Here is a 12,514-nt window from a genome sequence, read left to right on the forward strand (position 1 = left end):
GCATGGCGTGCCGTCAGGCGCGCGGGTCCAGACGGACGGGCAGGCCGTTCTTCGGGCGCGCCGTTGGCACGCGCTGCCATTCCGGCGCATCCGTCCCGCCGCGCGCGATGCTGTGGCGGCTCAGCAGGGAGCGGGTGAAGGCCTTGACCTGCAAGGTGGCGAAATGCAGCCCGATGCATTTGTGTGCGCCGCCGCCGAAGGGCGCCCAGGCGAACCGGTGGCTGCGATCCTCGGCGCGGTTGTCCGAGAACCGCTCGGGGTCGAAGCGGTCGGGGTCGGTAAAGTAATCCGCCGAGCGCATCACCATCGTGATGTTGGCGCTGACCGGCGTGCCTGCGGGAATCCGCATGCCCTTCCATTCGAAATCCCGCAGCGCCACGCGCGGCACCAGCGGCACCGGCGGCATGAAGCGTAGCGCCTCACGGAACATCATGTCGGTCAGGGGCATCCGGTCCGGCATGTCGGGCGTGAACGGTCCCGGTCCCAGCGCATCGACCTCGTCGCGCAGCCGATCCTGCCAGTCGGGGTATTCGCTTAGGGCCCATGTCATGGTGGTCAGCGCGCTGGCGGTTGTGTCATGCGCGGCCAGCACCAGGAAGTTGAAATGCTCGGCGATCTCGGAATCGGTCCAGTGCCGTCCGTCCTCGTCGGTGGCGCGGCACATCTGGGACAGGAAATCGGCCCCGTCGGAATGCCGCCGTTCCTCGACGAGGTCGTGAAACCGGGCGATCAGCGTCTCGCGCGCCTTCATGCCACGGCGGAAAAGGGTGAAGGGCAAGGGCTTGCGGACCACGGTCACGGCGGCGGCCAGCTCGTCGATGAAGGCCTGGTTGAGGCGGTCTGCCTCGGGCGTGTCGGCGGGCAGGCCCATGAAGACATGCGCACCCAGCCGCAGCGTCAGCGCCTTGATCGCGGGATAGAAGGCAAAGGTCTTGCCCGTGGGCCAGTCCTGCAACAGCCGCTCTATCTCGGGCGCCATGAGTGTCAGGTAGCTGTCCAGCGCCGGCTTGCGGAACGCCGCCTGCATGATCCGGCGGTTCACCCGGTGCTCTTCGCCGTCATGCATGAGCAAGCCGCCGGGAAACAGTTTCGCCAGCGAGTCGGCCCAACCTCCTTTCGACGAAAACAACTTGTCCGGGTCCATCATGATGTATTCGGCGGCGTCCGCGCTGGTGAACGCAACCCGCCATCGTCCCATCATCCTGATCCGGTAGACTTCGCCGAAGGCAGCCTTGTTGCGGCTGGAAAACCCGTAGAAGTCGCGCACGACATCCAGGGTGTTGCCGATAAGCGGCGTCTGCGGCGGGTGGGGAATATGCGCAAGCGGATCAGCCGGGGCTGCCATCGGAACAATCCTTTTCCGAAAAGGTCTTTGGGAAACAACCCGGACCCTAGCACGGATGTCCCTTTGCCGATACGGAAAAGCCAGCGCGCCTGTGCGCGCCACGGGACCGGCTGCGCCGGTCCGCGTCTCAGGCCTCGAGACCCCAGCCGTCCGGGGCGAAGCCGTGTTCCAGCGCAAGGCGCGTCGCCACTTCCTCGCCAATCCACAGGCTTTCCGCCGACAGCGCCTGGTCGGTCAGCGTGGCAACAAGGTAGGGGGCGCCGTCATCCTCGACGTATTGGCAGTCATAGCCCTCGCGCGACAGCGCGTCGGCCAACGGGCGCCAGTCGGCCTCGTCCGAGGTTGGGACAAGGAAATAGTCGATGTCGGCGGTGTCGGGCAGCGGCCCCTCTGCCGCCATCTCGGCATAGGCGGCGAGGGTTTCGGCCTTCTGGGTGGCCATGTCGTGAGGCATCGGAGACTCCGTTCCGAAAGAAGAGGCCCCGGCGCGGGGGCCGGGGCGGTGTTCGACCTGCCGGGGCGGATCACTCTGCCGCAGGGGCCTCCGCGCCGTGGCCAAGGGGCTCGGTCGTGACCTTGCCGGAGTCCTGGCCCTGCTCGGCCAGCCAGCGTTCGGCCTCCAGCGCGGCCATGCAGCCCATTCCTGCACTGGTGACGGCCTGGCGATACTTGTGGTCGGTCAGGTCACCCGCGGCAAAGACGCCGGGGATCGAGGTTTCGGTGCTGTCGGGCTTGGTCACGACATAGCCGCCCATGTGGGTTTCCAGCACGTCCTTGACCAGTTCGTTGGCGGGCGCGTGGCCGATCGCGACAAAGACGCCCGCGCAGGGGATTTCCCTGATCGCGCCGGTATCGACGTGCTTGACCCGCACGCCGGTGACGCCCTTGGGATCGTCCTCGCCCACCACTTCCTCGAGTTGGTGATGCCAGAGCGTTTCGATCTTGGGATGCTTGAACAGCCGGTCCTGAAGGATCTTCTCGGCCCGCAATTCGTCGCGGCGGTGGATCAGCGTGACCTTGGAGGCGAAGTTGGTCAGGAACAGCGCCTCTTCCACGGCGGTGTTGCCGCCACCGATCACCACGATCTCCTTGCCGCGATAGAAGAAGCCGTCGCAGGTGGCGCAGGCCGACACGCCGAAGCCCTTGAAGGCGTCCTCGGACGGCAGGCCCAGCCATTTCGCCCGCGCGCCGGTGGCGAGGATGATCGCATCGGCGGTATAGGTGGTGCCGCTGTCGCCATGCGCGACGAAGGGCCTGCGGTCGAGTTCCAGCCGGCTGATGATGTCGCCGATGATCTCGGTGCCCATCGCGCGAGCATGGGCCTCCATCCGCACCATCAGGTCGGGGCCCTGCACCTCGGTGTCGCCGGGCCAGTTCTCGACCTCGGTGGTGGTGGTCAACTGGCCGCCGGGTTCCAGACCCTGAACGAGAATGGGCTCCAGCATGGCGCGGCTGGCATAGACGCCGGCGGTATAGCCTGCGGGGCCCGATCCGATGATGAGAACCTTGGTATGGCGCGTCTGGGACATGGCTTCGCCCTTTCCTTGCAGCGGGTCAGGCCGCAGATATAACGGCGCGACCCCGTGGCGGAAAGGGGTCTGCGACATGTCGTGGACCCGGAAAAGATTATTGCGCTTCCGTGAAACATTATTGCGCGCGCTGGCCTTGATGCTATATCATTCGCAACAGCAGGGGGAGAGACATGGCAGCGCATCGGCTCGACGATATCGATCGGAAGATCCTGGCCGAGTTGCAGGCGGACGGTCGCATGACCAACGTCGAACTGGCAAGACGGGTGGGCATCTCGGCCCCACCATGCCTGCGCCGGGTGCGCACGCTGGAGGAGCAGGGTTTCATCCGCGGCTATCACGCCGAGGTGGATGCCCGCGCGCTGGGATTCGAGGTGCAGGTCTTTGCCCATGTCGGGCTGCAAAGCCAGGCCGAGGCCGACCTGCGCGCCTTCGAGGACCGCTGTCGCGCCTGGCCGCTGGTGCGCGCCTGCCACATGCTGAACGGCGAAGTCGACTTCATCCTGAAATGCGTGGCGCCGGACCTGTCCACTTTCCAGAGCTTCCTGACCGGCGAGTTGCTGACCGCGCCGAACGTGTCCAGCGTCAAGACATCGCTGGTGATCCGCGGCGCCAAGGACGAACCGGGCGTGCCCTTCGACGTTCTTGAAGAACGGCTGCGGCGCAGCGCCTGACGGACGGGGGACAAACCGGCCCGCGCAATGCCGAAAGCGTCTGCGCGGTCAGGAAGCGCTAAGGCAGGGCGGGTTTGCAACCGCCCTTTTTCACGTGTCCAGCAGGCTGTCGATGACTTCGCGGGTGGTCCGGCTCAGGCGCAGGGGGCCGAAATCCTCGGGCCGGGCGACATGCGGGAACATCGACAGGAACAACTGGCGCATGGCTTCGCCCCCCGCATGAACCAGGGCCTTACCGGGATGGTAGGTCTCCAGTTCGAGGCCGCCGATCCGCACCGTGCTGTGGCGCTCGACCATGAAGTGATACAACTGCACCGGCCCGCCCGGCGTGATGTCGAGAAACCGGTCGCCATCGACGTAATCCGCCACCGGCGCCAAAACCGCCTCCTGTCCCAGCAGGCGTTGCAGGCGGGGATGGCGGACGACGCGTCGTGCGGCGGGGCCAACCAGCACATCCATGCCCGGCTGGCCAAAATCCTGCGCCTCGGCGGTAATCCGCGTGAGCGAGGTCAGCGACGTGCCCTCGTCGCTGCGGCCGGGAATATAGGTGGTCGATCCGATCCAGAGGACGGCGTCATGCCCTTCGGCCGTCTCGACGTAATCGCCGGGTGCCAGGTCCTCGATGGCCACCGGCCCGCGCAGGGTCGGGATCAGCGTGCCGCGCGCAAAGGCGCAGGCGGATTCCTCGAACTGGGGTGTCGCCGGCGCGACCAGCGTCTTGAGCGAGACGGACAGGTCCGCACCCAGCCAGGCCACCTCGTATTTCCGCATGAGTGAGACAGTGCGGCGAGGGGCGGCCTGGCGGGCAAAATCCCGCTCTTGCGGAATCTGCAGAGAGATGGCGCGCGAGGCGCCGTGGAGACCGGGGTGGAGACTTGACATGTGATCACCTCGCAAGGTTGGTCACATCCGTGTTGGCCCCCACCAACAACGACAGACGGAGAGATTGGTTCGTCGATCTGGTGACGATAAAGCCGCAATCCGCCGTCGGGGTCAAAATTGATCGCCCGCACCCCGGCCGCAAACGAACAATCCCGGCGCGATGGCCGGGATTGTCGATCAGGGTCTCGGGGCGGCGCCACAATTCGCGCGTGGCCGCTCTGGTCGGGGGCGAATCGCGCGTTTGGTCAGGCGCGCTTGCGGTCGTCGGGCTGGGCCTTGCGTGCCGCCAGCCGTGCGGCGCGGGTCTTGCCCCGCGTCCAGGGTAGTGCGGTCGTTGTCCGTGCCGCCGTTTTCAGGATGGATGCCGTAAACCGGGTCTTTGCCATGTCTGCTCCTTGTCGTCCCGTGCCGGGTCTCTTGCCTGTGGTTAACCAAGAACCTCGCAGCGGATTGGGGCAGAGTTTTGACGGATCGGCGACAATCAGCGGAAACCAATCGCTTTGTTCGCGCCTACAGCCGGATGGTCGAGATCAGCCGGCCGTAATCCGCCTCGCGTGCATGGGTCGCGCGGCGGTAGCTGTAAAAGCGGTCGGGGTCGGAATAGGTGCAGTGCCGCGTCCATTCCGCGTCGATCCCGGCCTCGCGCAGGCGGTGCAGCCCGTACGCGGGCAGGTCGAAATGCGGCCGCCCGCCCGGTCCGCCGGCGAAGAACCGCGCATTGGTCGGGTCGTCGGCAAGGAAATCCTCCATGAATTCCTCGCCGACCTCGTAGGCGCGCTGGCTGATCGAGGGGCCGATGACGGCGCGGATTGCCTCGCGCCGGGCACCCAGCGCCAGCATCGCCTCCACTGTCGCCTCGAGCACGCCGTCGCGCGCGCCGCGCCAGCCGGCATGGGCCGCGCCGATCACGCCGGCCTGGGCGTCGGCGAACAGCACTGGCTGGCAATCGGCCGTCAGGACGCCCAGCGCGAGGCCCGGCGTGGCCGTCACCAGCGCGTCGGCGCGCGGCCGATCTCCGCTCAGCGGGGTGTCCAGCGTCACGACGTCGGCGGAATGGGTCTGGTGCAGGGTGGCCAGCGCCTCGGGCGCAACGGCCATTGCCTCGGCAACGCGCGCGCGGTTGATCGCCACGATCTCGCTCTGGTCGCTGGAGCCGGGGCCGCAGTTCAGTCCGAAGAACACGCCCGATGAGGCGCCGCCGCGCCGGGTGAAGAACCCGTGGCGCAGGGGGGCAAGGGTATCTGCGGTGATGATCTCCAGCGTCATGGGTCCAGTCCCGGGGGCGGATTCGCCTTTGCCGGGTAAAGCCCCAGCACCTTGAACAACGAACCCATTTCCTCGGGATGCGTCAACCGGCGATATGCGGCGACATGGTTCTCCAGCCGGTCGCCTTGCAGGGCGCGGGCCAGTGCCTGCGCACGGGCGGCGATTCCCAGCCGTTCCAGAAACACTCCCTGCGGCGTCAGGCGGCTGTGCCGGGCCGGGAAGGCGGCCTGCGCCAGAGCCTCGAAATCCACGTGCGCCGTCAGATCGGCCAGCCCCGGTGCCGCAAAGGGATCGGCTGGCGCATGGCCTTGCAGCGCCTGAAGCGTGTCGCCCAGGCTGTGCCAGTCGCCGTAATCGACGATCAGCGCCGCGCCGCCCGCCTGTGCGATCCGCGCGCCGATCCCGGCGGCCACGGCCTGCGCGGGGGCGCAGGTCTCGACGATGTCGCCGTCGCGCGTGTCGTCCAGCCGGTGGGTCAGCGCTCCCTGCGCGGCGCGGTCTGACAGGCCGGGGCGCAGCGCGTCACCCTGAAACCCCACGACGGTCTCTCGCCAGCCGTCGCCGTCGCGGCGAAACTGCCGGATGGGCAGCGCGTCGAAGAACTCGTTCGCGATCAGGAACAGTGGACCCTCGGGCAGGTCCTCGATCCTGTCGCACCACGCAGGGGCATGGCCTGCCAGCGTTCGCGCCTGCACGGCGCGCAAGGTGGGTGAGGCCTCGACCAGCACGACCCTCGCGGCCTCGAGTAAGCCGGGCACGCCCCGCGCCGCCCGCAGCATGTCTGCCATCAACGTGCCGCGTCCGGGGCCGAGTTCTGCCAGCACGAAAGGCGCGGGTGCACCCTGGTCCAGCCATGCCTGTGCGAGGCACAGGCCCATGAGTTCGCCGAACATCTGACTGATTTCCGGTGCGGTGGTGAAGTCACCCGCAGCGCCCAGCGGGTCGCGGGTGCTGTAATAGCCGTGTTCGGGATGCAGCAGGCAGGCCGCCATGTAGTCGGCCAGCGTCATCGGCCCGGTGGTGGCAATCTGCCGCCGCAGGATCTGCGCCAGCGCGGTCATGCCCGCCGAGACCGGACGATCAGCCAGACCCCCAGCGCGATCATCGGCAGGGTCAGGATCTGCCCCATGGTGAGGCCCCAGCCGCCGACATGCAGCGCAAGGCCCAGCGGGTTGCCCGGCCCGACGAACTGGGCGTCGGGCTGGCGTACGAATTCCACCGCGAACCGGGCGACGCCATAACCGGCAAGGAAGACGCCCACAATTCGCCCTGGCGTCCTGAGTGCCCCGCGTCGCAACAGCACCAGCAGGACAAGGCCCAGCAGCAGTCCCTCAAGCCCCGCCTCGTAGAGTTGCGAGGGATGGCGGGCGCAGGGCTCTCCCACGGGCTGGCTGCAATCCTGCGCACGGACACCCGGAAAGATCACGCCCCAGGGCAGGTCGGTTTGCCGGCCCCAGAGTTCGGCATTGATGAAATTCGCGATCCGACCCAGCATCAGGCCCAGCGGGGCCGCCAACGCCAGCATGTCGGCGACCTGGAGTTTCGGCGCCTTGATGCGGGACGAGAACCACCACGCGCCCACCACAACGCCCAGAAGCCCGCCGTGAAAGGACATGCCGCCGCTCCAGAGCATCGGGATTTCCCAAGGGCGCGACAGGTAATAACCGGGCTGGTAGAACAGCACGTAGCCCAGCCGCCCGCCCAGGATCACGCCGAGGATGACGGCGGTCAGCAGATCCTCGACCTGTTTTGGCGTCATCGGTGGCGTGTCGCCCGGCCAGAGCGCCGGGCGCTTCACCAGCGCGACGGCGATCCGCCAGCCCGCGAGCAGGCCGGCGATATAGGCCAGCGCATACCAGCGTAGCGCGAACTCCATCCCGAAGAGCGGGATCGAGACGATTTCGGGCGATAGGTCGGGAAAGGGAATGCCTGCGCTCATGCCGGTTTGGTTCCTTGTCGCGACGGGGAAGTCAACCTTGAGAATGTCGGCCATGCGGGCCATATAGACAGCGAACGCAAAGGCGGAGTGACCCATGCAGACGCGCAACAAGATCTTCGACGACATCAGCCAGCTGATGACCAACGCGATGGGCGTGGCGCAGGGCGCGCGCGAAGAGGCCGAGACGGCGATGAAGTCGATGATCGACCGCTGGCTGGCCGATCGCGATTTCGTGACGCGCGAAGAATTCGACGCGGTCCGCGCCATGGCGCAGAAGGCCCGGGAAGAGAACGCGGCGCTGAAGGCCCGGCTGGACGCGCTCGAGGCCAAGGCCAACGGCTGACGGCGCTGTTCCGGCTGCGCCGGAATGCGCCCCGCCCGCCGTCCCATGCGCCGTGGCTTGTGGGCCCTTCCGTTACCGCTAAAGTCCGGGGCATCACTCGGATTCGCGGTGAGGGAGGAAACAATGACCACCGGCTTTTTCGACGGTATCGCGCCCGTGCGCTTCGAGGGGGCGGAGAGCGACAACCCACTGGCCTTCCACCACTATGACCCTGACGTGATGGTGCTGGGCAAGCGCATGGAGGATCACCTGCGCTTTGCCGTGGCGTGGTGGCATGCCTTTGCCTGGGAGGGCGGCGATCCGTTTGGCGGGCCGACCTTTGTCCGGCCCTGGCACCCGCAGGACAGCATGGAGGCGGCGCGGCGCAAGGCCGATGCGGCCTTCGAGATGTTCGACATCCTCGGCCAGCCGTTCTATTGCTGGCATGACGCCGACATCCGGCCCGAGCAGGGCAGTTTCGCCGACAACCTCGCCCGGCTGGACGAGATCGTGGACTACATCGCCGACAAGACCCGCGGCGCCAAGGCGCGGTGCCTCTGGGGCACCGCCAACCTGTTCAGCCATCGCCGCTTCATGGCGGGGGCGGCGACCAACCCCGATCCCGATGTCTTTGCCTTTGCCGCCGCCACGGTGAAATCCTGCCTCGACGCGACGCACCGGCTGGGCGGGCAGAATTACGTCCTGTGGGGTGGCCGCGAAGGCTATGAGACGCTGCTCAACACCGATCTCGCCCGCGAGCAGGACCAGATGGGCCGTTTCCTGGCGATGGTGGTGGACCACAAGCACAAGATAGGGTTCGAGGGTACGATCCTGGTCGAGCCCAAGCCGCAGGAACCCTCCAAGCACCAATACGATTACGACGTGGCAACATGCATCGGTTTCCTGCGGAAATACGGCCTGGAGGGCGAGGTGAAGCTGAACATCGAGCAGGGGCACGCGATCCTTGCCGGCCATTCCTTCGAACACGAGATCGCCCTGGCGGTGGCCGAGGGGATGTTCGGTTCGATCGACATGAACCGCAACGACTACCAGTCGGGCTGGGACACCGACCAGTTCCCCAACAACGTGCCCGAGGTGGCACTGGCCTATTATCACGTGCTGAAGGGGGGCGGTTTCACGACCGGGGGCACCAATTTCGACGCCAAGCTGCGGCGGCAGTCGCTGGATGCCGAGGACCTGATCGCAGCGCATGTGGGGGCGATGGATGTCTGCGCCCGTGGGCTGAAGGCCGCGGCTGCGATGCTGGCAGATGGCGGGCTGGAGCAGGCCTTGTCCGAACGCTATGCAGGCTGGGAGCGGGCCGAGGCGCAGGCGATGCTGCACGGCGATCTGGACAGCATCGCGCGGCGTGTGCTGGCGGAGGGGATCAACCCCGAACCGCGCTCGGGCCGGCAGGAGCGGCTGGAGAATTACGTGAACCGGTTCGTCTGAGCGTTGCGGCCGGGCAGGGGCTTCGCCGCGCCATGGCGCGGCGACCGGCTTGCGGGGCTTTGTCCCGTTCGCGACTCGGACTTGCCATTGGCCGGTCCGCCGCTGTGCGATCCGGCGCTCCCCCCGCGGTGCTTGTGAACCGGAGAAGACAAGAACGTTTCGCGCAGGACAACGGTCAGGTTCAGCGCAGGCGGGGCGGTTTGTCGGGGTCGGACCCGGGCGCCTCGATCGCCCGAACCTGCGGCGCCTCGCGTTGCGGCAGGTCGAAGCGCAGGGCGACGCGGGCCAGCTCGGCGGCCAGCGGATCGCTGTCGTCGAGAAAGGTCACGTCCAGCGCTCCGGCCTCGAGCCCGGAAAACACCAGCGCCTCGTTGACCGCACCGGCCAGTGCGGCCTCTGCCTCGGATTGCGCGCCGGTGATGCCCAGCAGGTGACCGCGTGTGCCGTCGTCGTAGGTGACGCCGGCCAGGTACGCGGCGCGGGCGAGGCCCGTGGCGGTGGACAGTTTCGCGTCCAGCGCGCTTAGCAGCACCTCGGGCAGGCCGCGCGGCTTGTGCAGCGCCTGGGGCCGCGCCTCGGCCGTGCCCGGGCCGTGGTCCAGCGTTTCGACCAGCCAGGCCAGCGCCTCGGGCGGCAGCAGGATCGCCGAGGGGGCGACCTCGAGATTCAGCGCCAGCCCGATCCCCTGCGCCGCGGCCAGCCGGGCCAGGGCGCGACCCGATAGCGCCGCATAGGGAACGGGCCGCCCGGCAAAGGCGGTCAAGCGTTCCTCGAGATCGAAGGCCAGCACGAACCGCGCGTCACCCAGGTCGAAGATCTCGGGGTTGACGCTGTCGCCTACCGGCTCCTTGCCCAGCATCAGCACCAGTTCCGCATCGGCCAGCCGTTCGTAGAAGCGCAGCCGCGCGGCATCGTCCAGCGGCGCGGCTTCCATCGCGGCATGGGCACGGTCAATCGGGGTCTGCATCCATCACCTCGCGGACATGGGCGCGAAGCACGGGCAGAAGCTCGGCCTCGAACCAGGGGTTGCGGTTCAGCCATGCGGTATTGCGCCAGGACGGGTGGGGCAAGGGGATGGCGTCGGGCAGAAAGTCGCGCCAGCGCGCAACGGTCTCGGTCACACCGCCGCGCGCGCCCAGGTGCCAGCGCTGGGCATGGCCGCCCACCAGCAGCGTCAGGCGCAGGTCCGGCAGGCCGGCAAGCACGCGCGCGCGCCACGTCGCGGCGCAGATCGGCGGTGGCGGCAGGTCTGATCCCTTGCGGTAGCCGGGAAAGCAGAAAGCCATCGGCACGATGGCGACCCGCGTCTCGTCGTAGAAGGCCGCCTCGTCCAGCCCCAGCCAGTCGCGCAGCCGGTCGCCAGAGGGATCGAGGAAGGTCCGGCTGGCCAGGTGTGCCTTCATCCCCGGCGCCTGCCCGGCGATCAGCAGCCGGGCGGTGGGCGCGATCTGGAAGACCGGATTGGGCGTGTGCGCCGTCTCGGTTGCGGCAAAGCGCCCGGCGCAAAGGCGGCAGGCGCGCAGGTCCATGCGCAGGTCATCCATGGGATGCAGATAGGGGCGTCTTGGGCGCGGGCCAAGGGAAACATTTCGACAATCGTGAAACTGTTCTTGCCCGGCGCTTATATTTCGATAACACTCGAAACATGAAAATGATCGACTCACCCCTCCTGAGCCCTGAACGCGCCGCGTCGAAATTCGCGGCGCTCGGGTCCGAACAGCGATTGGCCGTGCTGCAAGCCTTGGTGCGCGCCGGACCCGAGGGACTGACCATCGGCGCGCTGGGCGAGCGCACGGGCATCACCGGCTCGACCCTGACCCACCACCTGCGGGTCCTGGCCGCCGCCGACCTGGTGCGGCAGCAGAAACAGGGGCGGTCGATCCTGTGTGTCGGCGCGGATTACGCCGAGGTTCAGGCGCTGTCCTCGTACCTCTTGACCCAATGCTGTGCCGACGCCGCCTGCCTGCCCGAGGAGCACGATCATGGCTGATCTCAATGCCGTCCCGCAGCGGCGCCTGCCTTTACCCCCGCGCGCCTGGCTTGCGTCGCTGGCGATCCTTGCCGGGGTCGCGCTGTTCGATCCGACGGATCTGTGGCCGACGGTGAGTTTTGCCGCCGGAGCGCTATGGCACACGGCGCCCTTCATCCTGTTCGCTGTCGTGGCGGTCGCCTGGCTCAAGGCGACCGGGGCCGAGACGATGCTGGCCCGCGCCTTCGAGGGGCGCGAGGGGCGGATGATCGTGATGGCGGCGGCGCTGGGCGGTCTTGCGCCCTTCTGTTCCTGCGAGGTAATCCCCTTCATTGCCGCGCTGCTGGCGGTGGGGGCGCCGCTATCGGCGGTGATGGCCTTCTGGCTGGCCTCGCCGCTGATGGACCCGGCGATGTTCGCGATCACCGCAGGCACGCTGGGCTTCGATTTCGCGCTGGCCAAGACGGTGGCCGCGGTGGGGCTGGGCCTGCTGGGCGGTGTCGGAACCATGCTTTTCGCGCAAAGCCCCGTGTTTCGTGATCCGCTGCGCGCAAAGCCGCAGGTGGGCGGCTGCTGCGGGGTGAAGATGCCGTTCCGTGGCGCACCGGTGTGGCGCTTCTGGCGGGAACCGGCGCGGCGCGAGACCTTTCGCGAGACGGCGGTGCAGAACGGCCTGTTCCTGCTGAAATGGCTGACGCTCGCCTACGTGATCGAGGCGCTGATGCTGCGCCACGTCCCGGCCGAGACCATCGCCGGGCTGCTGGGCGGCACGGGCGCGTGGCCGGTGCTGCTGGGCGCGCTGCTGGGCGCCCCGGCCTACCTGAACGGCTATGCCGCCGTGCCGCTGGTCGATGCGCTGCTGGCGCAGGGCATGGCGCCGGGCGCCGCGATGAGCTTTGTCCTGGCCGGCGGGGTCAGCTGCATCCCCGCGGCTGTCGCGGTCTGGGCGCTGGTCAGGCCGCGCGTCTTTGCCGCCTATCTTGGCTTCGCGCTCATCGGATCTGTCCTCGCCGGTCTGGCCTGGGGCCTCATCGCCTGAGCCGTGCATTGGCACGATGCTGCATGGGGCCGGGTGAGCGGCGTCCCAACCTTTGCCCTGCCCCCGCCAATCCTTTAAGCCGACAGGAAACGGCCAA

At 67.9% G+C, this 12,514-nt stretch carries 15 protein-coding genes; 5 read left to right on the forward strand and 10 right to left on the reverse strand.

Going from position 1 to position 12,514, the window contains the following annotated elements:
- Positions 1-13: 13 nt before the first annotated feature.
- The 3 genes from KB874_RS17605 to trxB form a co-directional block, all read right to left on the reverse strand.
- Positions 14-1,345, reverse strand: coding sequence for a cytochrome P450 (locus KB874_RS17605; RefSeq protein WP_212537870.1), 1,332 nt, complete (start codon positions 1,343-1,345; stop codon positions 14-16).
- Between the two features lie 127 nt (positions 1,346-1,472).
- Entirely contained in the window at positions 1,473-1,799 is a 327-nt protein-coding gene (locus KB874_RS17610; RefSeq protein ID WP_212537871.1) for a ribonuclease E inhibitor RraB, read from the reverse strand.
- A 70-nt stretch (positions 1,800-1,869) separates the two neighbouring features.
- Positions 1,870-2,874, reverse strand: a complete 1,005-nt coding sequence (gene trxB / locus KB874_RS17615; protein WP_212537872.1) for a thioredoxin-disulfide reductase — start codon at positions 2,872-2,874, stop codon at positions 1,870-1,872.
- A 173-nt stretch (positions 2,875-3,047) separates the two neighbouring features.
- Between trxB and KB874_RS17620 the strand changes: the two genes are divergently transcribed.
- Entirely contained in the window at positions 3,048-3,548 is a 501-nt protein-coding gene (locus tag KB874_RS17620; protein ID WP_212537873.1) for an Lrp/AsnC family transcriptional regulator, read from the forward strand.
- Between the two features lie 90 nt (positions 3,549-3,638).
- Here the strand turns inward: KB874_RS17620 and KB874_RS17625 are convergent, their stop codons facing one another.
- The 5 genes from KB874_RS17625 to lgt form a co-directional block, all read right to left on the reverse strand.
- Entirely contained in the window at positions 3,639-4,319 is a 681-nt protein-coding gene (locus KB874_RS17625) for a Hint domain-containing protein (protein ID WP_212537874.1), read from the reverse strand.
- A 356-nt stretch (positions 4,320-4,675) separates the two neighbouring features.
- A complete protein-coding gene (locus KB874_RS17630) occupies positions 4,676-4,816 on the reverse strand; it encodes a hypothetical protein (RefSeq protein WP_212537875.1) in 141 nt (46 codons plus the stop codon).
- 124 nt (positions 4,817-4,940) lie between these two features.
- Positions 4,941-5,696, reverse strand: a complete 756-nt coding sequence (gene pgeF / locus KB874_RS17635) for a peptidoglycan editing factor PgeF (protein ID WP_212537876.1) — start codon at positions 5,694-5,696, stop codon at positions 4,941-4,943.
- Positions 5,693-6,757 carry a class I SAM-dependent methyltransferase gene (locus KB874_RS17640; RefSeq protein ID WP_212537877.1) on the reverse strand — a complete coding sequence of 355 codons (1,065 nt, stop codon included), beginning with the start codon at positions 6,755-6,757 and terminating at the stop codon, positions 5,693-5,695. Before KB874_RS17640 ends, pgeF begins: the two co-directional genes overlap by 4 nt.
- Entirely contained in the window at positions 6,754-7,635 is an 882-nt protein-coding gene (lgt, locus tag KB874_RS17645; protein ID WP_212537878.1) for a prolipoprotein diacylglyceryl transferase, read from the reverse strand. The genes KB874_RS17640 and lgt overlap by 4 nt, the downstream gene beginning before the upstream one ends.
- A 94-nt stretch (positions 7,636-7,729) precedes the next feature.
- Between lgt and KB874_RS17650 the strand changes: the two genes are divergently transcribed.
- Positions 7,730-7,978 (forward strand): accessory factor UbiK family protein, encoded by a 249-nt coding sequence (locus KB874_RS17650; protein ID WP_212537879.1) that lies wholly within the window; start codon positions 7,730-7,732, stop codon positions 7,976-7,978.
- 123 nt (positions 7,979-8,101) lie between these two features.
- Positions 8,102-9,409 (forward strand): xylose isomerase, encoded by a 1,308-nt coding sequence (gene xylA, locus KB874_RS17655; protein ID WP_212537880.1) that lies wholly within the window; start codon positions 8,102-8,104, stop codon positions 9,407-9,409.
- Between the two features lie 181 nt (positions 9,410-9,590).
- Here xylA and KB874_RS17660 read toward each other — a convergent pair whose 3' ends face one another.
- Positions 9,591-10,376, reverse strand: a complete 786-nt coding sequence (locus tag KB874_RS17660; protein ID WP_212537881.1) for an SseB family protein — start codon at positions 10,374-10,376, stop codon at positions 9,591-9,593.
- Entirely contained in the window at positions 10,360-10,953 is a 594-nt protein-coding gene (locus KB874_RS17665) for a uracil-DNA glycosylase family protein (RefSeq protein ID WP_212537882.1), read from the reverse strand. Before KB874_RS17665 ends, KB874_RS17660 begins: the two co-directional genes overlap by 17 nt.
- A gap of 101 nt (positions 10,954-11,054) precedes the next feature.
- On the opposite strand from KB874_RS17665, the gene KB874_RS17670 reads away from it, so the two are divergent.
- Positions 11,055-11,399: an ArsR/SmtB family transcription factor gene (locus KB874_RS17670; protein ID WP_212537883.1), complete on the forward strand. Its 345-nt coding sequence runs from the start codon at positions 11,055-11,057 to the stop codon at positions 11,397-11,399.
- Positions 11,392-12,417: a permease gene (locus KB874_RS17675; RefSeq protein WP_212537884.1), complete on the forward strand. Its 1,026-nt coding sequence runs from the start codon at positions 11,392-11,394 to the stop codon at positions 12,415-12,417. Before KB874_RS17670 ends, KB874_RS17675 begins: the two co-directional genes overlap by 8 nt.
- The last annotated feature ends 97 nt before the right edge of the window (positions 12,418-12,514 follow it).

The organism is Thetidibacter halocola, assembly GCF_018224955.1.
Lineage (GTDB): Bacteria > Pseudomonadota > Alphaproteobacteria > Rhodobacterales > Rhodobacteraceae > Thetidibacter > Thetidibacter halocola.

Excerpts from the sequence above, each read along its gene's own strand:
- KB874_RS17605 (WP_212537870.1), bottom strand. The coding sequence starts at position 1,345 with ATGGCAGCCCCGGCTGATCCGCTTGCGCATATTCCCCACCCGCCGCAG.
- KB874_RS17610 (WP_212537871.1), bottom strand. The coding sequence starts at position 1,799 with ATGCCTCACGACATGGCCACCCAGAAGGCCGAAACCCTCGCCGCCTAT.
- trxB (WP_212537872.1), bottom strand. The coding sequence starts at position 2,874 with ATGTCCCAGACGCGCCATACCAAGGTTCTCATCATCGGATCGGGCCCC.
- KB874_RS17620 (WP_212537873.1), top strand. The coding sequence starts at position 3,048 with ATGGCAGCGCATCGGCTCGACGATATCGATCGGAAGATCCTGGCCGAG.
- KB874_RS17625 (WP_212537874.1), bottom strand. The coding sequence starts at position 4,319 with ATGCGGAAATACGAGGTGGCCTGGCTGGGTGCGGACCTGTCCGTCTCG.
- KB874_RS17630 (WP_212537875.1), bottom strand. The coding sequence starts at position 4,816 with ATGGCAAAGACCCGGTTTACGGCATCCATCCTGAAAACGGCGGCACGG.
- pgeF (WP_212537876.1), bottom strand. The coding sequence starts at position 5,696 with ATGACGCTGGAGATCATCACCGCAGATACCCTTGCCCCCCTGCGCCAC.
- KB874_RS17640 (WP_212537877.1), bottom strand. The coding sequence starts at position 6,757 with ATGACCGCGCTGGCGCAGATCCTGCGGCGGCAGATTGCCACCACCGGG.
- lgt (WP_212537878.1), bottom strand. The coding sequence starts at position 7,635 with ATGAGCGCAGGCATTCCCTTTCCCGACCTATCGCCCGAAATCGTCTCG.
- KB874_RS17650 (WP_212537879.1), top strand. The coding sequence starts at position 7,730 with ATGCAGACGCGCAACAAGATCTTCGACGACATCAGCCAGCTGATGACC.
- xylA (WP_212537880.1), top strand. The coding sequence starts at position 8,102 with ATGACCACCGGCTTTTTCGACGGTATCGCGCCCGTGCGCTTCGAGGGG.
- KB874_RS17660 (WP_212537881.1), bottom strand. The coding sequence starts at position 10,376 with ATGCAGACCCCGATTGACCGTGCCCATGCCGCGATGGAAGCCGCGCCG.
- KB874_RS17665 (WP_212537882.1), bottom strand. The coding sequence starts at position 10,953 with ATGGATGACCTGCGCATGGACCTGCGCGCCTGCCGCCTTTGCGCCGGG.
- KB874_RS17670 (WP_212537883.1), top strand. The coding sequence starts at position 11,055 with ATGAAAATGATCGACTCACCCCTCCTGAGCCCTGAACGCGCCGCGTCG.
- KB874_RS17675 (WP_212537884.1), top strand. The coding sequence starts at position 11,392 with ATGGCTGATCTCAATGCCGTCCCGCAGCGGCGCCTGCCTTTACCCCCG.